Origin of the sequence: Sphaerochaeta sp. (assembly GCF_050256055.1) — a bacterium.
Classification (GTDB): domain Bacteria; phylum Spirochaetota; class Spirochaetia; order Sphaerochaetales; family Sphaerochaetaceae; genus Sphaerochaeta.
In genome coordinates this window covers 61,213-84,686 of sequence record NZ_JBFWIJ010000006.1, presented here as the reverse complement: position 1 = coordinate 84,686, position 23,474 = coordinate 61,213, and the positions used below count along the sequence as shown (strand labels likewise).

Sequence of the window (23,474 nt, the reverse complement as noted above, 5' to 3'; positions counted from 1 at the left end):
AATTGTATATATGGAGGATCATTCTGATACCCAACGCACTTCCTGCCTTTCTGGCTGGTGGAACCACATACCTTCCCAGGCTTTTCCGGCTTCCTGTGGGTTTATTCACCACCTTTTCCACCGCGCAATTCGTAAGCCCGCTGCAGAGCATGGTTCCCTTCCCTCTCCAGCATGCATTCCTCTTCATCTCTTTGGTCAGCCTCTTGCTTGCCTACACCATCCATCGTGCAAACACGTTCAAACAGAGAAGTGAACACATACTCTTGGTGGAGGACATACTCGACCATCAGCAGTTCCTCAGACTCAAGGAATTCCAGCATCACACCAATCATATTTACGACCATGCGACACGGGTTTCCTATCTATCCTACCGAATCAGTAAATCACTCGGCCTGGATTATGTATCCGCAGCCCGGGGAGGATTGCTGCACGACTTCTTCCTGTATGACTGGAGACAACGCAAGGCAGCTGACGCAAAACGTTCCTCCCATGGGAAGGATCACCCGCATATCGCCTTGGAAAATGCAAAAACATATTTCTCCGTAAATGCGCGGGAAGAGGATATCATCGTCAAGCATATGTTCCCCAAGACGCATGAGCTTCCACGGTATCCGGAAAGCATCGTAGTCAGCATAAGCGATAAACTTTCAGCAATCTACGAATATCTCAGACGCCCCTAACGATTGCCTTCGATCCAAGAGACCACAGCGGCCATAGCCTGGTCCTGCGCTTCCTGATTCTTGTCATACGGCATCAGATGCCCGATCTGGGGAATGTGCAGGTGTTTGTTCAATCCCTTGTCCCTGCTGGTGATCAGAACCGAGGCCTCCTGCGGAATGGTTTTGTCCAGTCCTCCACTCACCGAAAGCACATCGCTGACCAAATGATCGAGACATGCAACTGCCTGCCTGCGTACCCGTTCCAACTCCCATAGTCCTTTTGGATACAGGTAGGACCAGTATTGGGAGCCCAGATATTCGTCATCATCGGCATCCCCCTCATACTGCAGGCGATACTCCGGATCACTTTGCCAGGAAACCTTTTTTCGCTTGATGAAAAAGCGCAAGAGCCGGATCTGGGTCACCGGAAGTGAAGGAATCACCAAAGCGGGGGCAAGCAGTGCCAAGGTGTCCACGTCGAAGGCGTCGGCGATGATGGTTGCTATCGCCCCACCCATCGAATGGCCGACGAGACTCACCTGTTCGTAGCGCTGGGCAAGGTATGCATACGCATCGTACGCAGTACCGATCCAATCCTCGGCTTTTGAGGCAAGAAAATCAGTTGCACTGGTCCCATGCCCTGGATAGCGCGGGCAATACACATCATAACCCTTTTCATAGAGATCCTTGCCAGGACGTATCAACTCTCCGGGATATCCGGTGTATCCATGACAAAGCAGCACAGCCTTCCCCACCGCATCAGGGTGGACCATCGCCCATGCACGTGCACAGCGCCTCACCGGCGCCTTGTCCTGATAATGATGTTCAGTCCAATCCGGAACTTCATAGGTAATGTTCATAGCTTCTCCTACCAACTCTGCTTCAGCAGGTTCAATAAGTCGATTCTGCTACGCACCTTCGTTTTGCTGAAGATGTTCGCCACATGATTGTTCACCGTATTTGCACTGATGCCGAGTTCCCCTGCTATTTCCTTGTTGGTGCATCCCTTGCTGATCAGCCTGATTACGGCGAACTCACGTTCGGTAATATGGTACTCCTCCAAATCCTCCAAGACAAGCTCCTTCGGGCCGACCGAGGATTCTCTGCCCAGACGTACGAATTCCATGAAGAGAAACGTCATGATCGTAATCGAAAGAGCAATAAAGTAAATACCGAACATCAAAGGCTTTACCGAAGGAAAAATTAAGGCGAGCAGGATGGCGGGAACCATCGATGCACTGACGATGATGATCGAGATCGCCGAAGCTCTGGCCGTCTTGTTCGCGATTGAGTTCAGGTTCTTGAGCATAACGACCAGACAAAAGGCAACCACGAACACAAAAACGAAGAGCATGACCTGATCGAGCAATGCAAGGTCCAACACCTGACGGCATACCCCCAAAACCAGATACAAAGCTGCCAGACTGAAGAAGGTTCCCTTGTACGGTTGCCGCCACGGGTGGGCGATGACCCATGTGGTGAAATACGGAATGAAGACGATCAAAAAAGTAAAATCGGCGATGAACACAGCCCCAATGCTGTACGAGACCAATTGGTAGATCAGCCCGGTGAGGAACAACTTGGAGAGAATCTGCAAGGCCAGAAGCATCATGCACCCCAACAGGGATGCATGACACACAATAAAATAGGTTGCCCAATGCTGTTTCACCGAAAGACGATATACGATGGCCAAGGCCAAAGTCATGCATCCCAGAGCAAATGCAAGCATATAGGTCAACAGGAGAATTCCGCTCACCTGGGCCTACCCGTTCTTCTTCTGCAAGCCAAGTTGCTTCTGGTTATGCGTAAGATCCGCCAGTCCACAGATATCGGTGATATCATTCAACATAGCCACCACATTGGTAGCGGCAAGACCGAGCTTCGGTGCAACCAACGCATTGTAGGCACTTGCATTGACTGCCGCTTTCGATTTTGCCGCATAGAGTCGGAGATGCAGATTCATGCCATCCTTGAGCAGGTAGGCGGCATCACCACGGAAGTTGGGAAACGGCTGGGATAGCGCACGCTCGATCATCGTTGGATCGGCAACGAATCCCTTGGGTTGCTGCAGATGCAAAAGATACCAGAGCGGCAGTGAAGGATTGTTCCAAGCAAGCTTCACTTTCTTCTTCTCCGCAAATTCCTCTAGCTCCTTCACGTGTTGGACGGTCTCATTGAGATCGGAGAATCCGAACAGTGCCCAGGCGCTGGAGAAGTTCTGGCTGTTGCGCATCTTCCCGGTCACCGTAATCAAGTGCTCCAAGTCCTTGCAATTCGGTTCCCAAACGACGGACAGGTTGGAATAGCGGCAATCCTTGCGCATCTGGGAAAAATACAAGGCCTCCGCCTCGGTGGCAGTCACCACCAGAATGGTCCTGCGTGGTTGCTGCGAAATACGTTTGCGTGCCATCATTATTCCTCCTTATCCGTATTTTCAGCGACAAAAAAGAACTCGGAAAGTATAGGAAGGGCTCCGAAAGCTCCGTTCATGTACTGAGTCTGGGTCTTGTCGTTGCTGCGTGAATATTTGAAATTGGCAAGGCTGAAATAGACGGTGGCGCTTTCACTGTTTTTCTCAGCGAAATAAATCCCGTCACGTCGGAGCAAGCCCGGTTTCAGCAGCGAAGGATTGCAATCCACCACCAACATCTGGGAGCCGTACCCGGTATTGCTTGCCTCGAAGATCTCAACGATATGACAAAGCACATTGGGATGCAGGAGCATGCCGAAGTCATCGACGATCAAGGTCTTATGCTTGGTGAAACTCTCAAAGAATGCCACTCCCATCAGGCATAGCCTTCTCAGGCTCAGGCTCTCCAGGGAAAAATAGGATGCATAATGCTGGGTGACGTTGGTGTGGATGAAAATCAGGCGGTCATCCTTTACCCGGATGTCCCGGATATCAGTGATGTCGACACTCCACAGGAAATTGATCAACTGTTGGACCCAATCAGGATGTTCGGTCAACTGGGTGATGAGATATTTCTCGCTGATATTGGATACGCCCATCGGCAGAAGGTGCAAGCTTTCATTCATCCATCCATACAGCTTGGTCGTCGTTTCGCTTCCCTTCATGGCGGAAGCGGAAAGGAATACATGCTTCTCATCGACCTTGTTGACCAACCGTTTCTTTTCCCCGCGGTACATCTTCCCCCACCGATAGGAGTAGGTCAGCTCTGCATCATCAAGAAGCAAAGCCGATTCATCCAGCTTCCGTTCGAACATCAATTTCTTCGAGCGACCGATGATGTGATACAACGATTCCTCAAAGATCTTTTCCCGATCGGCGACCAACGTATATTGGGCGATCGTAGGTTCTCCTGTCTCCTCATCCCGTTCGATCAGCACCCGGAGAATGATGGTGGCCGGCATTCCCTTTTCCTCTGAATAGGCGAAAGCTGTCCCGCTGAGTATCTGCAGGGGATTCTCGCTTTCTTCGGGAGCACAGATGATGCCCTTGAGGGCTTCCAAAGCACGTACGAAGGAACTTTTCCCTGCTCCGTTCGGTCCGACGATGGCCGCAGTCTTGATGAGCTTCAATTTCTCGTTCACCGGCACTACCTTTGATTCGGGAAACCGGTTGTCTTTCACAGCCTCAAACGAAATCGTCTGTGCCGACTTTACGGACTTGAAGTTCGCAATAGTCATATCCAGCAGCATGCGCTACCTCCTCACTCACCCTTGTGGGTGGAATTACCATAGTTGTTCCATTTTCCGATAGATATCGGGCCACGTATTCAAAGCCTGTACCAAGCGAAGGGGAAGACGTTCATCCCCATGGTTATCGGTAGCGATTACATCGATCAATCCTCGCTTCAGGTACGGCAGCGAATCACCATTCTCCACAGCCTCCACGTTGCTCTGTAACAGACAGCCCAGATCAAGGAGCTGTGCAAGAATCGGGCTTTCCGGCTCCAGCCAGCGATACCGTTCCACATGTGCGAGAATCGGAACGAGGTCCTGGTCCCGCAGCTGCCTCACCTTCTCAAGGAGATGCAGAGGAGGAAGGGAAAGACCGAATTCGATCAATGCATACCGGCCGTTGATCGGCACACATCTCAGGTTCTCCTGCTCTCCTATGTACAACTCACTGCCAAGGTAGGTGGTTACACCGATGGACCGGGCGATTTGCTCAGCCCAGGCATACCGTTTGCGCAACGATGGAATATCAGTGGTTACATAGGGGTTGTAAATATGCGGGGTGAACGCAATCGTCGTGATGCCATTCTCAAGATAGAGCGTCATCATTCGACTGAACGTATCTTCTTTCACATACCCATCATCAATAAGCGGAAGCAGATGACAATGCAGATCACCTAGGTTCATGATGCAACTCCTCCCGATGATTATATCCGTAACTGAGAAAATGTGAAAGAAAAAAAGGGGCACATTGCCCTTTCAGGATATCAAAATTCAATCATGGGAACTGCGCTCATTCCACCTTTCCGCATATGATGTTTCACTTCCTGGATTTCACTGACCATGTCGGCAACCTCGAGAAGCAGCTTCGGGGCATCCCGTCCGGTGATGACCAGATGGGGAAACCCTTCCTTGTTCCTATGATCAACCAACCAGCTGCAGATTTCCTGTGTATCCAGATACCCCAGGGACAAGGTATAGGTGAATTCATCGAGCACGATGAGATCGAAGGACGAAGTGGAGATCCATCGTTTCACCTGTTCCCAGCCCTTCTTGGCCAGCTCGGCGTTGAGTCTGTCATTCTCACCCACCCAGGTGAATCCAGCCCCGAATTGTTTCCAAACCACTCCGAGCTGTTTTACGGTTTTGTATTCACCACTATCCAGTACTTCGGGGTCCTGTTTGATGAACTGGGCGACGGCACATCGTCCTTGATGCCCCACGGCCCGTACCAACTGTCCCATTGCAGCGCAACTTTTTCCTTTTCCATTCCCGGTGTAGACAAGAATCAATGCTTGTGTTTGTGCTTTCATCCGCCTACTCCATCGTAACGAATTGGGTCATGGTCACCCCTTGGCCGTCCCTTTCCTGGTCCCCGTTGATCTGCCTCTGGGCCTTCTCTTCCTGACTCAATGTCTGTTGCATACGAAGCAATTCCTTGTATGCCTGAGGTGAGCCACTTCCGTTGTACAATGCATTCATCAGGTCCACCGCCTCGGGAAGTCTTCCAAGCGCCTCGAGCATCAAGGCTGCATTGTAGCCGGCACTCAGCTGATGCGAAGATTGATAAATGGATGCGAACCGATCATAGGCACGTTCATATTCACCCCGTTCAGCCCAGGTATACGCATCCTTTGCTATCTCCAGCTTCGGTTTGTTCGGCATCAGAACCAGATGCTTGGTTTCGTAATACGGAGCCAGCTGACGGGAAATGGTGGAGGAGAATCGATCCAAGATGGTTTGGAACAAAGGCAGGAAGGAAGGAGCGTACCCACTGGAGTACAAGCGCTGGTCCTGATACCCGTCACTCGTATAGGTCCGTATGCCCACCTTGGTCTCCCGTTCCTGCTTGTCTGTGAAGCTTTGCGAAATCAGGATATGCTTGCTCGCAAGATCATACAACGAATAAGTTAGGGTAAGCGTTGCCTTCTGGACAAGATAATATTCCCTGCTGGTCACTTTCTCATAGGTTTTTCCGCCCTCAGTCACAAACTGGCGAACATCCCTTCCTACGATGGATTCATCGACGTCCATGTAGGAAATCTCACTGGTCAACAAGGCTTTCATCCCTTTGTCCAGCAATAATTGGAACACATCCTCCCCGGTTTTGGAAAGCGTTTGGTAGGCATCCGTCACCTTGGGGGGAAGCACGGTGAAATACCCTGTATTGTCAACCGCTTCCCTGATCAGGGAGGTTGCACTTTCACTCACTTGCGTTGCCAGACGGGTATCATACCCACTGCTCAGGGTGAAATCAGTTTCCTGCAGACCGCTTATCCAGGGACTGAGCGGTCGTCCATAGGGGAACCGAAATGCGTCGGTCGAAGCGACGGCCAATGATCGCTGCCCACTGAGGTCGACCTGGGCCGGTACCAGATGGCGAACGGTAACGGTTGTTGCACAAGAGGTAAGCAAGAAAACCATCATGGCAACCAACACAAAACGCAACATATGTTTCATATTCATTCCTCACCTGCAGGTTATGCGAGCGTATACTGACAAGCCACTTCCAGTGCACGGATCATCCCTTGTGCATCGGCTGTCCCCGTACCAGCGATATCGAAGGCTGTTCCATGATCGACACTGGTGCGCAAAAACGGAAGATTCCACGTAATGGAAATGGTACGGTTGAAATCGTACGTCTTTGCGGCGATATGCCCTTGGTCATGATACAAGGAAATGACGGCACGGTATTTCCCCATGCGGGCTTGGTAGAACACCGAGTCTGCACCGATCGGACCGACGACGTCGATACCCTGTCTCCGGGCTTCTTCGATTGCCGGCTCGACGGCCGTCATTTCTTCGTCGCCGAACAAACCGTGTTCCCCACAGTGTGGATTCAACCCAGCCACCGCAAGACTGAGCTTGGTATCGAACGCAGCATGTGCTTTGGTGATCGCATCACAACGCAGGATGGTTTGGATCAGACTTTCCTTGGTAACCGCATCACAAGCCTTGCGCAAGGAAAGATGACGGGAATGGAAGAAAATCTTCAACCCCATGGTGTCAAACATGGTCACTGCCCCGGTGGTATTGCTTAAATCGGAAAGGATCTCGGTATACCCGATCTGATTGATACCGGCGGCCTTCAATGCTTCCTTGTGAAGAGGAGGTGTAACGATGGAACAGGCGAACCCCGCATTCACCAACTCGACAGCGATCTCGGCGCTTCTGTAGGCAGAGCGACCGCACATGGCGCTGACGATCCCATAGGAAAAAGAAGCCATATCCACCAGATGCTGCGCATAGAGAATACGTTGATATCCATCCTGTATTGCCTGGCTCAAGGAAGGATGGTCCGTTACCACCGAATCGAAACGAACATCCAGATGAAGATCGTTTGCAACTTTGGAAAACAACTGCTCATCCCCGACGACGATCAAACCGATGGAAGCAGGAAGTTCTGCCTTCTGCATTGCCTTCAGGACAATCTCAGGACCGATGCCTGCAGGATCCCCGAACGGGACGGCCAAATAGGTACGATTGATACTCATGTGCGAATCATAACAGCCTGTATCCCCACTGTCCAGCAGGCACAAAGGCGGTGAGCAATTGACAACCGCCAAAGCTTCTCTTATGGTGTAATCAGTGGGAAATGATTCTTGTTTCAAGGAGTACGGGGATGGCGAAATACCGCGACGAAGATGATCTCGATGATGAGGAAGATCGTTATTTCAGCAGGCTTGAGGACGAAGAGGATGCCTATCTTGCTGATATCTATGATGCTCCGGAAATGATCGATTTCGGTGATGACGACGAAATCCTGGATGAAGAGGAAGAGGATGACGAACTGCTCGACGATGGGTTCATGGTCGAGGGGGACGAATCCTTCGAGGATGAGTTCTTCACCGATGACGATGAATTCGACGATGAAGGCGACCAAGACACCTTCTGAATGATGCTTCGACACCACAACCTCCCGAACAATACGTTCAGGGAGGTTTTTTTCTGTCCTTCAAGAAAAATCTTATGTTTCTATGAAAAGATACTTGCATGCTCATTCGTTTCTCTGTATAGTAACACCATCACGAAGGAGAGAGACCATGAAACGTATCACCCAGTTGCTTGTCATCCTGCTTGGCGTCAGTGCCATCCTCAGTGCCCAACCGACCACGGAAAAACCTGTGTCCGAGAAAACTTATTCCATCGGTATTTCCAAGATGGTTAGCCATCCGGCCCTCGATGCCATCGAGCAAGGCATCATCGACTATTTGCACAGTACCGATCTTTCCTGTACTTTCGACCTGCAGAATTGCAATGCTGACATCTCCACGGCGATCGCCATCGCCCAGAAGTTCAAGAGCGACAACAAGGACCTGGTCGTCGGTATAGCAACCCCCCCGGCCCAAGCCCTTGCACAGGTCATTACCGATAAACCCGTCGTATTCGGAGCCATCACCGATCCGTTGGCCGCTGGTTTGGTCGCCAATTACAAGAAAACCGAGGATACAAATATTGCCGGAGTGTCCGATCTCAATCCACTGAAGTTGCAGCTGGAAACCTATTTCAGGATCGTCAAACCGAAACGGTTGGGTATGATCTACACCAGCAGCGAAGCGAACGGCGTGGTACAGATGGAAATGGCCAAGCAGATCTGCAAGGACAACGGGGTCGAATTCGTGGCCGCTGCCATCAGTAATTCAAGTGAAGTCAAGATGGCTGCACAATCCATCATCGGGCGCATCGATGCAATGTACATCGCCATCGACAACACGGTGGTGAGTGCCATTCCCAGTGTAAGCGAAGTATGCAGCAAAGCCGGAATCCCTCTGTTCAATACCGATACTACCAGCAGTGAAGGCATCGATTTCCTGATGAGCTGGGGATTCAACTACTACACCGTAGGAGTAGAAACCGGGAAGGTCGTCGAACGAATTCTCAAAGGTGAGAAGCCCCGGGACATCGGAGCCATCTTCTTCGAGGATCCCTCGCAGTTTGAACTCTGGTTCAACCTTGATGTCGCAAAGAAACTGGGGATCACCATCCCTGACGATTTGCGTGCATCAGCCAAATTGCTCATCCAGGATGGGAAAAAAGTAATACAACAGTAACGTTCATCACTCCTTGTTGGTGAGCCTGCCCCGAGCCGGGGCAGGCTCCCTTTTTTCATTATGAAGGAACCAGGGTGATCAAGGCAGGATAACTGCTTATATAATCTGTATATTATTTGAATTTATATTCATATAATTGCATAATGTGATTTACAAATCCAGAAAATAAGGCTATAGTTTTGCAAACGAAAAGGATTACCTGTTTGGAGGAACCTACATGAAAATTACCCGTCGCTCTCTGTTGATTTCCCTCGTTCTTTGCTTGTTGGTCAGTCTGAATGCATTTGGGGCAGGCCAGACCGAGCAAAGTGGTCCCGCTACCTACAAAATCGGCATTTCCAAGCTTTTGGCTCACCCTGCCCTCGATGCCGCTGAAAAGGGGATGATGGACTATCTGGCAACCACCGGTCTCTCGGTTTCCTATGACCTGCAGAATGCCAATGGGGATATTTCCACCGCATCCTCCATCGCCCAGAAGTTCAAGAGCGACAAGGTTGATGTAGCAGTGGGTATCGCCACCCCGTCGGCTCAGGCTCTTGCCCAGGTATTCCCCGCAACTTCCTCCACTGCGGTGGTCTTCAGTGCAGTCACCGATGCCGATGAAGCAGGTTTGGTTGCCAAGAACATCGCCGGGGTATCAGATAAAAACCCGGTCGAGGAACAGATCAAACTCTTGATTGATATCACCAAAGCCAAACGCATCGGCAACATCTATGCTTCGGGTGAAGCCAATGGTGTGGTGCTTATGGAAATGGCCAAGGCTGCCTGTGCCAAATTCGGAGTTGAATTCGTACCGGCCGCCATCAGCAATTCCAGTGAAGTGAAAATGGCCGCCCAGTCGATCATCGACCGCGTTGATGCCATCTACATCGCCACCGACAATGCCGTGATCAGTGCTCTGGCCTCCATCGACGATGTCACCAAGAAAGCCGGCAAAGTCCTCTTCAGCGCTGATCCCAGCGGCATCGAAGGGCTTGATGCCATGATCGCTTGGGGATTCGACTACTACAGCATCGGTCTTGAGACCGGCAAGGTTATTGAAAAGATTCTCAAGGGAACCGAGGCGGGGACGATCGGTACGGTCTATATTACCGATCCCACTAAATTTGAATTGTGGTTCAATCTTGATACCGCCAAGAAGCTTGGCTATACTATTCCGCAGTCACTGCAGGATGGTGCAGCGGTGCTGATCAAGGACGGAAAGAAGATCACCCAATAACACGGGCTGTGATTGTGCCGCCGGACTTGCATGAGGCCGGCGGTTTTTCTATGTAAGGGGTTTTACATGATTGAAGGAATTTTTGTGGATGGCCTGGTTTTTTCCCTCATGGTCATCGGTATTTTGATCTCCTACCGGATCCTCGACTTCGCAGACCTGACCTGTGATGGTTCGGTAGCCACCGGGGCGGCTGTGGCCACGATGTCCATTATTGCCGGATTACCCTTGTTTGTGGCACTGCTGCTTTCATTTCTTGCAGGTGTTCTGGCAGGAATGGTGACCGCTGCCATTCACAATAAATTGAAAATTCCCGGGTTGCTTGCCGGTATCCTTACCATGACGATGCTCTATTCGATCAACTTGCGCATCCTCGGGAACAAAGCCAATGTACCGTTGCTCAGGGTCGAGACGCTCTATTCAAAGCTTCCGCAAACGTTCAGCTTCATTCCCAGCGAATATGCCTCGTTGTTGGGGACGCTTTTGGTGGTGCTTTTCGTCAAAGTCCTCATCGATGTGTTTTTCCGAACGGATCTGGGAGTCGCCATGGGAGCCATGGGCGGCAATGAGCAGATGGTCATCAGCCAAGGAATCAACCCCGATGTGCTCAAGTTGATGGGTATCGGACTTTCCAACGGTCTGATCGCCCTTTCGGGTGGAATGCTGGCACAGTACCAAGGGTTTGCTGATGCGAACCTTGGACAAGGCATGGTCGTCCAGGGCTTGGCGGCTATCATGATCGGTGAATTTCTCTTTTCCACCAACCGCATCTCCCTGCTTACCTTGCGCGCCGTTCTTGGGGCGATCATCTACAAGGCTCTGATGTTCTTTGGCCGCAAGTACGGCTATTTGGTGCATATCACCCCCAATGACTTCAAGCTTTTGACCGGTATTCTGGTCATTGGAAGCCTCTTCATCGCGCAGACCAGAAGCGCGGCCTCCTCAGCGGGAGCGAAAAAGAAAGCCATCGCCCGTTCGCTGGCACGACATCAGAACGAAGAGGAGTCCACCAATGCTTGATCTCAGCAACATCACCAAAGTCTTCTATCCCGGAACGGTAAATGAGAAACTGGCCTTGGACAACATCAATCTCCATGTCAACAAAGGCGATGTAATTTGTGTCGTCGGTTCGAACGGATCGGGAAAATCCACCTTGTTCAACCTGATCAGCGGCACCTACCCCGTCACCAACGGGAAAATCCTTTTTGACGGGGTGGACGTCACCTCCAGTCCGGAATACAAGAGGGCGATGACCATCGGCCGAATTTTCCAGGATCCCACGAAAGGAACGGCTGCCAACATGTCCATCGAGGATAATATGATCACTGCAGAAACCAAGGGCATGAAAGGACTGAAGATCAGTCTGAACAACGAGAAGCGGGAGCAATTCAAAAGTCTGCTCACCCTCATCGGCCTCCAGGATCGTCTGAAGGACAATGTAGGCCTGCTCTCCGGAGGCCAGCGGCAGGCACTGACCTTGCTGATGACCGTCATGAGCAAGCCCAAGATGCTCCTGCTTGATGAACATACCGCAGCACTCGATCCCCGAAATGCGCAGATTGTCATGAACTTGACTGAACGATTCATCAATGAATACGCGTTGACCGCCTTGATGGTAACCCACAACATGCAGTTCGCCATCGATTTCGGCAATCGTCTGATCATGATGGATGAAGGGAACATCATCCTGGATGTCGCAGGTCAGCAGAAGGCAAGTCTGACGGTCGAAGGACTGGTGAAGCTGTTCAAGGACCTGAGGAACAAGACCTTTGCAAATGACGAAGGATTGCTTACCAAGGAGTAAAGGCTTCACGGCACTTGCTCTGCCGTGAGAATCCGCCTAAGATACTGACTGTGAAAGTTCCACCCACCACCACGGCGCTGGTCCCCATGTTCACCCGTCGGTTTCTCTATACCCTGATCATCCCCCTGGTCATCGAGCAATTCCTTGCAGTGACCATCGGGATGGCGGATACGGTCATGGTGGCATCGGCTGGAGAAATTTCGGTCAGTGCCATCAGTTTGGTCGATTCGATCACCATCCTCATCGTCCAGTTGTTCGCCGCATTTGCCACCGGTGGTGCGGTGGTGGCAAGCCAGTATCTGGGGCGAAGGGACTATGCTTCGGCGAACAGTGCAGCGAAGCAGTTGCTGGTTCTTTCATTGACGGTATCCACGGCGTTGTTGCTGCTTTGCATCCCCTTCAGACGGCAAATCATCAACTTCATCTTCGGTTCGATCGAAGAGGGTGTACTGACCAAAGGCTCCACCTATTTCTTGTATATCCTGCTCTCCCTCCCCTTCTTGGCCGCGTATAACGCCTGTGCCGCTTTGTTCCGTTCCATGGGCAACAGCAAAGTATCCCTGTGGGTGAGTGTCGTCATGAATTTGGTGAACATCGGGGGAAATGCGTATTTCATTTTCGTTCTGCAGCTCGGGGTGGTGGGAGCTGGACTGGCCACATTGATTTCCCGGATTCTCGGAGCCTTGATCATCCTGGTGCTCATAGCCGGGCCGAACAATCAGATTTCTATCAGGAACTATCGGAAACTCGAATGGCATTGGGAGATGATCAAGCGAATCCTGCATATCGGTATCCCCAATGGAGTGGAAGGCAGTGTGTTTCAGATCGGAAAACTCTTGGTACAAGGATTCATCGCAGCCTTCGGCACCGCCAGTCTCGCGGCAAATGCCATTTCCGGTTCGGTGGCCTCCTTCGTCAATATTCCCGGGGGTGCCATCGGGCTTGCCTCGATCACCATCATCGGCCAGGCCATCGGGGCGAAGAAACCGGAACAGGCGGTTCATTATGCAAAAAAACTGATCTTGATTGCTTATCTGTCCATGGCCTTCATATCCATCCCGGTCTTCTTTTTCGCTCCCCAGGTGGTAGCCATTTTCAATCTCAGCGCAGAAGCGACAAATCTGGCAAGCAATGTCCTTCGCTCGGCGATGATCTTCACCATCACCTTCTGGCCTACGGCGTTTTCCCTCCCCAATTTCCTCCGTGCGGCCGGGGATGCCAAATATACGATGGGTGTCTCCATGTTCAGCATGTGGTTCTTCCGCGTAGGTATGAGTTATTTTCTGGCGATCATTCTCAACTGGGGCATCTACGGGGTATGGACGGGCATGTACATCGATTGGGTAAGCAGAAGCATTTTCTTCATCCATCGTTTTGCCAAGGGAAAATGGAAAACCATCCATGTAATTTAAGCCTGCGGTTCATCTTTGGCTTTCGGTTAGTTAAAATTGCAGAACAAACCTTTACAAATCTCGGAAATGCATTAGTATGATTAGTGAATGTGCCCGGGCACTACGCAGAACCTTTGAGTCCTACCCACAAGTTGTGCTTCCGTCCTACGTATACCCTCCCTTTGCGTAATGCAATTCACTGGAGCAATCCAGAAAAAGGAGATGTATATGAAAAAGAGTTTGAGTGTCTTACTGATCGTGTTGCTTTGTGCAACCGGCCTGTTCGCCGCCGGAACCAAGGAAAGCTCTTCAGCCATCAAGATCGGTGTCTCGATGCCGACCCAGAGCCTCCAACGTTGGAACCAAGATGGGGCGAACATGAAAAACCAGCTGGAAAAGGCAGGCTATGCAGTCGATCTGCAGTACGCCGGCGACAATGACATTCCTACCCAAGTGGCTCAGTTGGAAAACATGATCACCACTGGATGCAAGGTTCTCGTCATTGCTTCAATCGACGGCTCTTCCCTTACCGAAGTGCTCAAACAGGCCAAGGAGAAGAATATCTCCGTCATCGCCTATGATCGTTTGATCATGAACAGTGATGCAGTGACCTATTATGCAACCTTCGACAACTTCAAGGTAGGAACCATCCAAGGGACGTTCATCCGTGATGCCCTGAAGCTCGACAGCACTTCCGGCCCGTATTACATTGAGTTGTTCACCGGAAGCCCCGACGACAACAACATCAACTTCTTCTTTGGTGGTGCCATGTCCATCCTTGAACCGTACATCAAGAGCGGAAAGCTCGTTGTACGCTCCGGCCAAACCAGCAAGGCACAGTGTGCAACCCCCAACTGGTCGACCGAGGAAGCCCAGAAACGCATGGAGAACCTGATCACCGCCAATGGCTACGGACCGAAGGGCAATCGCCTGGATGCCGTGTACAGCTCGAATGACTCCGTGGCAAACGGCATCACCAATGCTTTGGTGGCCGCCGGTTACACCAAGGATAATTTCCCGATCCTCACCGGCCAGGACTGTGACAAGCCGGCAGTGAAGAACATGCTGCAGGGATTGCAGTCGATGTCCATCTTCAAGGACACCCGTACCCTGGCAAGCAAGGTTGTGGACATGGTCAACTCCATTGTCAAGGGTGAAAAGGTTGATATCAACGATACCACCACCTACAATAATGGAGTACGTGTGGTTCCGTCTTACCTTTGCGAACCGGTATTCGCCACCGTCGACAACTACAAGGCCCTCTTGATCGACAGCGGTTACTATACCGAAGCTGATTTGAAGATCTGAGCAACATGCAAGCGGGCAACCTCCGTTGCCCGCTTCCTTGGAGGTCGTTCTTGGATACTAATTTACTGGAAATGAAACACATCACCAAGATTTTTCCCGGTGTAAAAGCCCTCAGCGATGTAAGCCTGCAGGTCAGACAGGGAGAAATCCATGCGATCGTAGGAGAAAACGGAGCGGGTAAATCCACCCTGATGAACATACTCAGCGGTGTGTATCCGTCCGGGACATTTGAAGGAGAAATCCTGGTACATGACAAAACCTGCCACTTTCACACCATCAAGGAGAGTGAACAGCGGGGAATCGTCATCATCCATCAGGAATTGGCGCTTGTCCCCTATCTGACGATTGCAGAGAATATGTTTCTCGGCAATGAGCAGGGTACGTATTTCCGTCTTGACTGGGACAAGACGTACAACCACGCCGACGAACTCTTGCGGCTCGTGGGACTTGAGGAGTCCTCAAAGACACTCATCAAGGACATCGGGGTGGGCAAACAGCAATTGGTGGAAATTGCGAAAGCCTTGGCAAAGAATGTCAAGATACTCATTCTTGATGAACCAACGGCTTCCTTGAATGATACGGAAGCAAAGAAACTGCTGGATCTCTTATTGCAATTTAAAGAGCGGGGGATGACCTCTATCCTGATTTCCCACAAGCTCAACGAGGTTTCTTATGTGGCTGACCGGATCACCGTCATCAGGGACGGGGAAGTGATCACGACCATGGATAAGGAAACCGAGGCATTCGATGAGAACAAGATCATCAAGGCTATGGTGGGGAGAAACATCAGTGATCGTTTTCCCTCCCGTAAGGCTCGTATCGGGGATGTCAGCCTTGAGGTTGAGCATTGGACGGTGTACCACCCCCTGTATGAAGGAAGGAAAGTCTGCGAGGATATCAACCTTACCATGCACAAGGGTGAAGTGGTGGGCATCAGTGGTTTGATGGGTGCCGGAAGAACAGAGTTTGCCATGAGCCTGTTCGGACATAGCTACGGTAGAAACATCAGCGGTACGGTTCGGATCAATGGCAAAGAAGTACAATTACCGAACGTCCATTCCGCCATCGAGAACAGAATCGCCTATGTGACCGAGGACCGGAAAAGCAATGGTTTGATTCTCTCCAAGACCATCATGGAGAACACAACGCTGGCAAGTCTGAAATCGATCAGTCGCCATCAGGTGATCGACGCCGATCTCGAAGTCGAGGTCGCCAAGCAAATGGTCGAGAAATTGCACACGAAGTGTTCCTCGGTTCAGGAGGACGTGAACAATCTCTCAGGAGGAAACCAACAGAAGGTCCTGCTCGGCAAATGGATCTTTGCCGAACCCGAGATCCTTTTGCTGGATGAACCGACGCGAGGCATCGATGTGGGTGCCAAATATGAAATCTATTGTATCATCAATCAGTTGGCGGAAGAGGGAAAGTCAGTGCTTGTCATCTCCTCTGAAATGCCTGAGATTCTGGGCATCTGCGACCGTATCTACGTCCTGAGTGAGGGGAAGATCGTCGGAGAGATGCTTGGCTCCGAGGCCAGCCAGGAAGCTATCATGAAATGCATCATTCAAAATCAAAAAGGAGCACAGCAATCATGAGATACAGTGCAGGCATCAAGGATACCATGAAGAAGAATTCCATGCTCATGGTTCTTCTTGCCACCATGCTGCTCTTCCAATTTCTGATCAGCAGCAGTGGAAGGGGTTCCCTCTTCAATCCCGCCAACATTTCAAACTTGATCAGCCAGAATGCCTACGTGGTCATCCTGGCCTCCGGCATGCTGCTTTGCATACTTACCGGAGGGAACATCGATCTTTCTGTCGGTTCCATCGTCGCCTTAGTCGGAGCCTTGGCAGGAACCCTGATCGTCAATCTGCATTGGAACATCTATCTTTCCATCCTCCTTTGTCTGTTGACCGGCCTGATCATCGGAGCCTGGCAGGGATTTTGGATCGCCTACATCAGGATCCCTCCTTTCATCGTAACCTTGGCAGGAATGCTGCTCTGGAGAGGCGTTGCCCTCCTGATTCTCAACGGCCTCACCATCTCTCCGTTCCCTGAGGCCTACTCACGCTACTTCAACAGTTTTCTGCCGAATGTGGAAAATCAGCAGACCATCATGGCGATCACCATGATTGTTGCCGCCATACTTTGTCTCATCTACGGATTCTGGACCTTCTTCGACCGCTATACGAAAAAGAAAAAGGGATATCCGACCGAATTCATCGGCATCACCATCGCCCGTGTCGTTTTCCTTTCCTTTGCAATCCTGCTGGTATTCAATCTGCTTGGGCAACATAAGGGCATTCCTGTTGTTCTGATCCTTTTGGCCGTCATCGTACTTGGTTACAGCTACTTTACCTCCCGTACGGTACCTGGCAGGCATCTGTATGCGATGGGCGGCAACGAGAAAGCCGCCAAACTTTCGGGCATCGATACCAACCGTGTGCTTTTCTTCGCTTATACCAACATGGGATTCCTCTCTGCGGTTGCCGCCATGGTCGGTGTGGCACGCTTCAATTCAGCTGCACCCACCGCAGGGACGAACTATGAATTGGATGCCATCGGTTCATGTTTCATCGGCGGAGCTTCCGCATATGGAGGAATCGGAACGGTCGGAGGTGCAATCATCGGGGCTATTTTCATGGGTGTCCTGAACAATGGTATGTCGATTTTGGGCATCGATGCCAACTGGCAGAAAGCTGTGAAAGGCATCGTGTTGTTGGCAGCGGTCGTATTCGATGTCCTGAGCAAAAAACGAGTGAAATCCAATTGATTCCGATTGCTTTCACGCTTCGATTGGCATATCCTCACCCATAGGAATGAGCATGGCTGTTACAATCAGGGATATAGCAAAGAAAGCAGGAGTGTCACGGGGAACCGTCGACCGGGTGTTGCATAATCGGAAGGGTGTGAATGAGGATGTGGCCCTTCGGGTCCGTACCATAGCCGACGAGCTGGGTTTCATCCCCAACCTCGCAGGCAAGGCATTGGCAAACCGAAAGCAACCCTTGCGATTCGGTTGTCTGCTTCCGAGTATCGGCAACCCATTTTTCACCGATGTCATCGCAGGGTTCCGACAGGCTGAGCGAGAGCTTTCGGATTTCGGCGTTTCTGTGGATATCTTTGAGATCAAATCATTCGATCGGGCGGTCCATCTTGAAGCGATCAAGACATTGGAACGAAAACAATACCATGGATTGTGCATCACCACCATTGACGTCGAACCGGTCATCGAGGCGATCGACCGGATCGCCGATGCAGGAACGACCGTCATCACGGTGAATACCGATATCAGCGACACCCATCGCCTCTGTTACGTGGGGCCCGATTACTATCTTGGGGGCGCGACAGCCAGCGGGTTGCTGGCATTGACGTCCCAAGAACAGCAACGCATCCTCATCGTAACCGGTTCATATCATATCAAGGGGCATCAGGAACGCATCAAAGGCTTTCTTGAGGGGTTGAAAAAACGAACGGTGAATCATTGCATCATTGATACCTTGGAAAGCTTGGATGACAACGACTTGGCCTATGAGCGGACCTTATCCGGTCTACGCGCACACCCAGAAATCAATTGTCTCTATCTCACGGCAGGAGGAGTGGACGGCGCATGCAGAGCGGTAAAGGAGTTGGGAAGAACCGATGCAATACGCATCCTCAGCTTCGATGACATCCCTTCCACCAAAGCATTGGTTCGGGAGGGAGTCATTGCGTTCACCCTCTGCCAGGAACCGCAACGACAGGGCTATGATGCCATCCAGAAGTTATTCTTCCACCTAATGAACCAACAGGAACCTGTCGTCGACACCATTACCCGGACCATCATCAAAATCAAGGAGAACCTTGACGATTGATGATCCTATTCCTCTTCCCTTCTCTGCCAAAGTTTTTCCAGCGAATAGAAATCTCGGAGCTCCGCACTCATCAGATGCACGATGATATCCCCGCAATCAACGAGTTCCCATCCATCTCCGGCCGGTTTCTTATGGCGGTTCGTAACCTGTAATCCAAGATTATTCAGCTCTCCCCAGAGTTCGTGGACGACACCATGCAGATGCCCGACACTGGACACCGTAGCAATGATGAAACAATCAGCCCACGAACACTGTCCCGAGACATCAAGGATATTCACGTCCTTGCATTTGTGGTCATCAAGAAATTGACCAATTGCCTCCGCATTGGCCAGTACCAATTCATTCATGCTTCTTTACTCCTTCGCTGGTAACGCAGAACCTCTTCTACATAGAGGTTGAGATAGGATTCCACGTACTTCCAGTCGATTGCTTTCGGCAGCGTGAAAGCTGCCCTCAAATCATATACCGATACCTGCCGAATACCCGACAGGAGAGAAAACGGATCAGAAAAACCAGTAATGGCAATCAGTGTATCGGCCAAGCCGGTTTTTCTCAAGTAGCCTGCTCCTCCGACCAAAGCTTCCACGCGGCTTTGGTCATCCACCTCATCACGGCTCTTTGCCGTGGTGGTACAGGCCAAGGTGGTTGTCAAATCGCGGGCTTGGGACAGGGCTTGGGAGGTGGATTCCCAAGTCTGAATTGCAGGCAATCCTATGAGATGTTCCAATGCCATCCCTGTTTCCAGCTGCGTATACCCTGCATACCCTTCCACCAAATCCAGAGGAAGGATCAAGACGGCAAGTGATTCCCTCTCCTTCCAACTGACCACAGCGCAAGCATCTGCATACACCCCATAGAAGGCTTGGACAGGTTCGACCTTGCATCCGGTGACAACCAAGACGGAGAACAGCAGAACCAAGGGTAACCCATGCCTCAAAGGATGCCTCCTTGGGCAAGGAAGGCATAGAGCTCCTCGCTGCTCTGTGCAATACTCCGTCCTTTGGTCATCTGATAGGTACGCTCTCGTTCGATCACCCGCATGCATACAGTTTCCAAACTGCTTTGGGCGAGCAGTGATGCCCGTTCTTGTGCATCCAGATGCGTCCGATTCGGCTCCAGAAAATCTGCAATGTACAGAACCAGTCCGAGTCTTCCCATGTTGCAACTGCCCAGGGTGTGGTAACGGACCGCAACATGGACAGCCTGTTCGTACCCAAGCTTCTCCAAGATATGGGCTGCTACCGGAGCATGCAACAGAACCGGACTTTCCGCTTCTTCAGGCAACAGGGGGAGCTCATGCTCCTGTGCATACGCCACCAACGCTTCTTTCGGCCATTCCCTGGCCATATCATGCAACAGACCGCTTATATACAATTGCCGTTGTCCCAGATGTTCCCGATAGTGCTGATCCAGTTCCAGACAGGTTTGTGCGACACCGAGACTATGAAGATACCGTTTGGGCGAAAGCTGGTTTTTCAGGTGAGCCTCAAGATCGGTATAATCGATGGTCTTGGACATATCGAGCTACCTCCTTGGGCATCAAGGCTGCAATGGCTTCAGGCAACGGTTGCTGATCGGAAAGCGTACTGCATACCTCTCGTATCCTTGTGGAACTATCCTCAAGCAGGGGATTGTCCAGATACACCATATCAGCAAAGAGATCATCAAAACTTTCAACTTCCCCATTGCGTCGGATGACCACGAAGGTTACCAACTCCTTGAGGTGTTCATAGGCGTGCCATCGGTGGAGGGAGGAAAGCAGGTCGTCTCCCATCACCACAGCTAACCGACCTTTAATGCTGTACTGCAGATACAGATACTTTACGGTATCATAGGTATACGAGATGCCGCCCCGCCGCAGCTCGCAATCCTCGGCCACGAATTCGAGGGGAGGGTCGTCGGGGTACAGCTTGCCATAGGAAGAAAAACTCAACATGAGCATCTGCATCCTATGTTCCGCCAAAGCGGGGTTCGCTTCCTGTTTGAAATTATTCCGGGCAACCGGTACAAAAATAAACCTGCGATAGGCGGTGGAACGTGCTACCGTATGCACCAGATGCAGATGCCCAAGGTGGATCGGGTCAAAACTCCCCCCTACCATGGCTGTGGGTACTGCTGTAGCCAAACCAAGCCTCCTACAATTCATCTCCCTGTTCAGGATAATAAGCATCATGATCAACGGTAGAGGAGAACCCGCCGTTGGGATCTTCCCGCAAGGCTTTCAATGCAGGATTCTCGTTGGCCGCAACCATTCTGATGAACGCCTGCTTGACTTCCTCGACACCTTGATCAAGATACACGCATAATCCAAGAATCTCTTTGTCAGGATACTTTGCTTTCAACGCTTCCAACCGTTCAGCGGTACCGGGTTCATCAAGCTTGGTTCCGATGATCACCTGCTGTTTTTCCAGCAACAGTGGTTCGAACGCTTCCAGCTCCTTGCATAGTATATCATAGGCATCCAGATACCGGTCATCACTAAGATCGATCAAAAATGCAAGTCCTGTGGTTCTGCTGATATGCCTGAGGAATTTGATCCCCATCCCTGCACCTTCGCTGGCGCCCTCGATGAGACCGGGAATATCGGCCAGAACGATATCATGTTCATCATAACGGAACATTCCCAACTGCGGAATCTTGGTAGTGAACGGATATCCTGCAACCTTGGTTCTCGCATTGGTCAGCATATTCAACAGACTCGATTTCCCGGCATTCGGGAAACCGACGAAACCGATGTCTGCTATGATGAGCAGTTCCACACCAATCCTTCGTTCTTCCCCTTTCTCGCCGGGTTGTGCAAACCGGGGAGCCTGTCTGGTAGCTGTCCGGAAATGGTAATTACCCTGTCCACCGCGACCTCCCTTCAGGAAAACCCAACGGTCCATGCCGGTGAGATCCTTGAGTATCTCGCCGCTTTGGGCATCTTTGATCACCGTCCCGGGAGGAACAGGAATCTCAATATCATCACCATCGCGGCCATAACACCGCTCTCCCGAACCATTTCTGCCGTTCTCGGCTCGATAAGTACGAACGAGTTTCAGATGGGCGAGGGTCCTGAGATTCTCCTTGACGACAAACACGACATCCCCGCCACGGCCACCGTCGCCACCATCCGGGCCCCCTTTAGGGATATATTTTTCCCGGCGGAAGGAAACACAACCGTTGCCCCCGTTTCCGGAGGCAACATCGAGATAGGTCTCATCTGAAAATCCAAACATTCGTTCGTATACTTCGGCTTTCGCCTATCGTTTACTCAGTTACGATGCTTACGTATTTGCGGTTGTTTCTGCTGTGGAACAAAACCGTTCCCTCAGCTTTCGCAAACAACGTGTAATCGGAACCAAGACCTACATTCTGACCAGGATGGAACTTGGTCCCATGCTGACGAACAATAATTTCACCAGCCTTGACCAGCTGGCCACCAAAGCGCTTCACACCCAGACGCTGGGCATTGGAGTCGCGACCATTGCGGGAACTTCCGCCACCTTTCTTATGTGCCATCTTGTGTCCTCCTTATGCAATGATCTTGTCGATCGTAATCAGGGAGTACTTCTGACGATGTCCCTGGGTCCTGCGATAGCCCTTTCGGCGCTTTTTCTTGAACACTCTGATCTTGTCACCCTTCGTGTCTCCGACCAAGGTGGCCTTCACCACGGCGTCAGCTACATACGGAGTGCCAAACGTTGCATTGTTCTCATCCACAACGGCGAGAACGGTGGCGTACTCAAGGGCGGAACCAGCTTCACTCGAGCTGATATGATCAACCTGAACGGTCTCCCCTTCGACGGCCTTGTACTGCTTTCCAAGAATTTCTACAAGTGCGTACATGTCGATATTCATCCTTAGGTTTAGTTTGTGCCTGTCCCTTATACCACAACAAAGGAAAGCTTTGCAATGACTTTTTTCAAATAATTGATTGAAAAACAAAGAAAAGCCTCTTGAAAAGTTACCGACCGATAAGTTAGTATTGAGTATGCATACCACAACAACCAGACAGGATCTCATCCTTTCCCTGCTCAAATTGGGTTCTGAACGCGGCTTGGCTGCAATCTCGCTCTCGACGCTTGCAGCAGAGAATCACATCAGCAAAGCCGCCATTTTCCATCATTTCTCCAACCGCGACGAATTGGTCAAGGCTCTGTTTTCCTACTGTAACACACTCGCCTACTCCCAACGGGGAACAATCAATCTGGTCGGTGAAGCTGAGGAAGTGTTGGAACGGGCTATGGAACATTGGCATGATCTGTACGCACTGATACCGATGCGATACTTCTATCGGATCATTGAATCGGAAGCCCTCACGTATCCGGAAGCAGGGCAGATCAAACAAAGTCTGGATGAAATGCTGTCTGCACAAAGCCTGGTGGTCCTGGAACATCTGCACAACCAAGGCAAGCTCATCATTGACGACCTGGATCTGGCGGTACTGACCTTCAGCTCCGTCGTCCAGCGATTTCTCAATCGGGTATTGCTGGACGAGGAGGAGGATGTCCTCTGGGAGGAAGAACGCTTCCTCGCTTCCTTCTGCCGCCTGTATCAGGGGAAATAATAC

27 protein-coding genes are annotated in these 23,474 nt (G+C 51.1%); 12 read left to right on the top strand and 15 right to left on the bottom strand.

The annotated features are described in order from the left end of the window. The first annotated feature begins 2 nt into the window (after positions 1–2). The gene (locus AB7C91_RS03980) at positions 3–680 is read left to right on the top strand and encodes an HD domain-containing protein (protein ID WP_428589370.1); all 678 of its coding nucleotides are present in this window, start codon (positions 3–5) and stop codon (positions 678–680) included. Here the strand turns inward: AB7C91_RS03980 and AB7C91_RS03975 are convergent. The 8 genes from AB7C91_RS03975 to pdxA form a co-directional block, all read right to left on the bottom strand. Then, positions 677–1,519: an alpha/beta hydrolase gene (locus AB7C91_RS03975; RefSeq protein WP_332446860.1), complete on the bottom strand. Its 843-nt coding sequence runs from the start codon at positions 1,517–1,519 to the stop codon at positions 677–679. The genes AB7C91_RS03980 and AB7C91_RS03975 overlap by 4 nt on opposite strands. Positions 1,520–1,527: 8 nt before the next feature. Further along, complete coding sequence (locus AB7C91_RS03970; RefSeq protein ID WP_428589367.1) at positions 1,528–2,415, bottom strand: helix-turn-helix transcriptional regulator; 888 nt, start codon at positions 2,413–2,415, stop codon at positions 1,528–1,530. Positions 2,416–2,421: 6 nt separating this feature from the next. After that, positions 2,422–3,069: an RloB domain-containing protein gene (locus AB7C91_RS03965; protein ID WP_332446862.1), complete on the bottom strand. Its 648-nt coding sequence runs from the start codon at positions 3,067–3,069 to the stop codon at positions 2,422–2,424. Positions 3,070–3,071: 2 nt separating this feature from the next. Then, the gene (locus AB7C91_RS03960) at positions 3,072–4,319 is read right to left on the bottom strand and encodes an AAA family ATPase (protein WP_332446863.1); all 1,248 of its coding nucleotides are present in this window, start codon (positions 4,317–4,319) and stop codon (positions 3,072–3,074) included. Between the two features lie 33 nt (positions 4,320–4,352). Further along, on the bottom strand, positions 4,353–4,985 hold the full coding sequence (locus tag AB7C91_RS03955; RefSeq protein ID WP_332446864.1) for a CpsB/CapC family capsule biosynthesis tyrosine phosphatase: 633 nt from the start codon (positions 4,983–4,985) through the stop codon (positions 4,353–4,355). Positions 4,986–5,065: 80 nt separating this feature from the next. Then, on the bottom strand, positions 5,066–5,611 hold the full coding sequence (locus AB7C91_RS03950) for a cob(I)yrinic acid a,c-diamide adenosyltransferase (RefSeq protein ID WP_332446865.1): 546 nt from the start codon (positions 5,609–5,611) through the stop codon (positions 5,066–5,068). A gap of 4 nt (positions 5,612–5,615) precedes the next feature. Beyond that, entirely contained in the window at positions 5,616–6,758 is a 1,143-nt protein-coding gene (locus AB7C91_RS03945) for a tetratricopeptide repeat protein (protein ID WP_428589363.1), read from the bottom strand. Between the two features lie 20 nt (positions 6,759–6,778). Further along, positions 6,779–7,792, bottom strand: coding sequence for a 4-hydroxythreonine-4-phosphate dehydrogenase PdxA (gene pdxA / locus AB7C91_RS03940; RefSeq protein ID WP_428589360.1), 1,014 nt, complete (start codon positions 7,790–7,792; stop codon positions 6,779–6,781). A 128-nt stretch (positions 7,793–7,920) separates the two neighbouring features. Here pdxA and AB7C91_RS03935 point away from each other — a divergent pair, with 128 nt between their 5' ends. From AB7C91_RS03935 to AB7C91_RS03890, 10 genes are all read left to right on the top strand, one after another. Then, a complete protein-coding gene (locus AB7C91_RS03935) occupies positions 7,921–8,193 on the top strand; it encodes a hypothetical protein (protein ID WP_332446869.1) in 273 nt (90 codons plus the stop codon). A gap of 148 nt (positions 8,194–8,341) precedes the next feature. Next, the gene (locus tag AB7C91_RS03930) at positions 8,342–9,349 is read left to right on the top strand and encodes an ABC transporter substrate-binding protein (protein WP_428589357.1); all 1,008 of its coding nucleotides are present in this window, start codon (positions 8,342–8,344) and stop codon (positions 9,347–9,349) included. 217 nt (positions 9,350–9,566) lie between these two features. Further along, positions 9,567–10,568 carry an ABC transporter substrate-binding protein gene (locus tag AB7C91_RS03925; protein ID WP_332446871.1) on the top strand — a complete coding sequence of 334 codons (1,002 nt, stop codon included), beginning with the start codon at positions 9,567–9,569 and terminating at the stop codon, positions 10,566–10,568. A gap of 66 nt (positions 10,569–10,634) precedes the next feature. Next, positions 10,635–11,585 carry an ABC transporter permease gene (locus AB7C91_RS03920; protein ID WP_332446872.1) on the top strand — a complete coding sequence of 317 codons (951 nt, stop codon included), beginning with the start codon at positions 10,635–10,637 and terminating at the stop codon, positions 11,583–11,585. Further along, entirely contained in the window at positions 11,578–12,369 is a 792-nt protein-coding gene (locus tag AB7C91_RS03915) for an ABC transporter ATP-binding protein (protein ID WP_332446873.1), read from the top strand. Before AB7C91_RS03920 ends, AB7C91_RS03915 begins: the two co-directional genes overlap by 8 nt. A gap of 50 nt (positions 12,370–12,419) precedes the next feature. After that, positions 12,420–13,781: an MATE family efflux transporter gene (locus tag AB7C91_RS03910; RefSeq protein ID WP_332446874.1), complete on the top strand. Its 1,362-nt coding sequence runs from the start codon at positions 12,420–12,422 to the stop codon at positions 13,779–13,781. A 207-nt stretch (positions 13,782–13,988) separates the two neighbouring features. Further along, positions 13,989–15,068 (top strand): multiple monosaccharide ABC transporter substrate-binding protein, encoded by a 1,080-nt coding sequence (gene chvE / locus AB7C91_RS03905; protein ID WP_332446875.1) that lies wholly within the window; start codon positions 13,989–13,991, stop codon positions 15,066–15,068. A gap of 50 nt (positions 15,069–15,118) precedes the next feature. Beyond that, positions 15,119–16,663, top strand: a complete 1,545-nt coding sequence (mmsA, locus tag AB7C91_RS03900) for a multiple monosaccharide ABC transporter ATP-binding protein (RefSeq protein ID WP_332446876.1) — start codon at positions 15,119–15,121, stop codon at positions 16,661–16,663. After that, positions 16,660–17,841 (top strand): multiple monosaccharide ABC transporter permease, encoded by a 1,182-nt coding sequence (gene mmsB / locus AB7C91_RS03895; protein WP_332446877.1) that lies wholly within the window; start codon positions 16,660–16,662, stop codon positions 17,839–17,841. Before mmsA ends, mmsB begins: the two co-directional genes overlap by 4 nt. A gap of 52 nt (positions 17,842–17,893) precedes the next feature. Next, a complete protein-coding gene (locus AB7C91_RS03890) occupies positions 17,894–18,922 on the top strand; it encodes a LacI family DNA-binding transcriptional regulator (protein WP_332446878.1) in 1,029 nt (342 codons plus the stop codon). 5 nt (positions 18,923–18,927) lie between these two features. On the opposite strand, the gene rsfS is transcribed toward AB7C91_RS03890, so the two are convergent. Genes rsfS through rplU form a run of 7 tightly spaced genes read right to left on the bottom strand, consistent with a single transcriptional unit; the run spans position 18,928 to position 22,750 of the window. Then, on the bottom strand, positions 18,928–19,269 hold the full coding sequence (rsfS, locus tag AB7C91_RS03885; RefSeq protein WP_332446879.1) for a ribosome silencing factor: 342 nt from the start codon (positions 19,267–19,269) through the stop codon (positions 18,928–18,930). Continuing rightward, entirely contained in the window at positions 19,266–19,859 is a 594-nt protein-coding gene (locus AB7C91_RS03880; protein WP_332446880.1) for a hypothetical protein, read from the bottom strand. The genes rsfS and AB7C91_RS03880 overlap by 4 nt, the downstream gene beginning before the upstream one ends. Beyond that, a complete protein-coding gene (yqeK, locus tag AB7C91_RS03875) occupies positions 19,856–20,440 on the bottom strand; it encodes a bis(5'-nucleosyl)-tetraphosphatase (symmetrical) YqeK (RefSeq protein ID WP_332446881.1) in 585 nt (194 codons plus the stop codon). The genes AB7C91_RS03880 and yqeK overlap by 4 nt, the downstream gene beginning before the upstream one ends. After that, positions 20,409–21,047, bottom strand: a complete 639-nt coding sequence (gene nadD / locus AB7C91_RS03870; RefSeq protein WP_332446882.1) for a nicotinate (nicotinamide) nucleotide adenylyltransferase — start codon at positions 21,045–21,047, stop codon at positions 20,409–20,411. Before nadD ends, yqeK begins: the two co-directional genes overlap by 32 nt. A gap of 10 nt (positions 21,048–21,057) precedes the next feature. Then, positions 21,058–22,140 (bottom strand): GTPase ObgE, encoded by a 1,083-nt coding sequence (obgE, locus tag AB7C91_RS03865; protein ID WP_332446883.1) that lies wholly within the window; start codon positions 22,138–22,140, stop codon positions 21,058–21,060. Between the two features lie 31 nt (positions 22,141–22,171). Further along, a complete protein-coding gene (rpmA, locus tag AB7C91_RS03860) occupies positions 22,172–22,423 on the bottom strand; it encodes a 50S ribosomal protein L27 (RefSeq protein WP_332446884.1) in 252 nt (83 codons plus the stop codon). Between the two features lie 12 nt (positions 22,424–22,435). Then, positions 22,436–22,750, bottom strand: a complete 315-nt coding sequence (rplU, locus tag AB7C91_RS03855; RefSeq protein ID WP_332446885.1) for a 50S ribosomal protein L21 — start codon at positions 22,748–22,750, stop codon at positions 22,436–22,438. Between the two features lie 145 nt (positions 22,751–22,895). On the opposite strand from rplU, the gene AB7C91_RS03850 reads away from it, so the two are divergent. Then, positions 22,896–23,471 (top strand): TetR/AcrR family transcriptional regulator, encoded by a 576-nt coding sequence (locus AB7C91_RS03850; protein WP_332446886.1) that lies wholly within the window; start codon positions 22,896–22,898, stop codon positions 23,469–23,471. Positions 23,472–23,474: the final 3 nt, after the last annotated feature.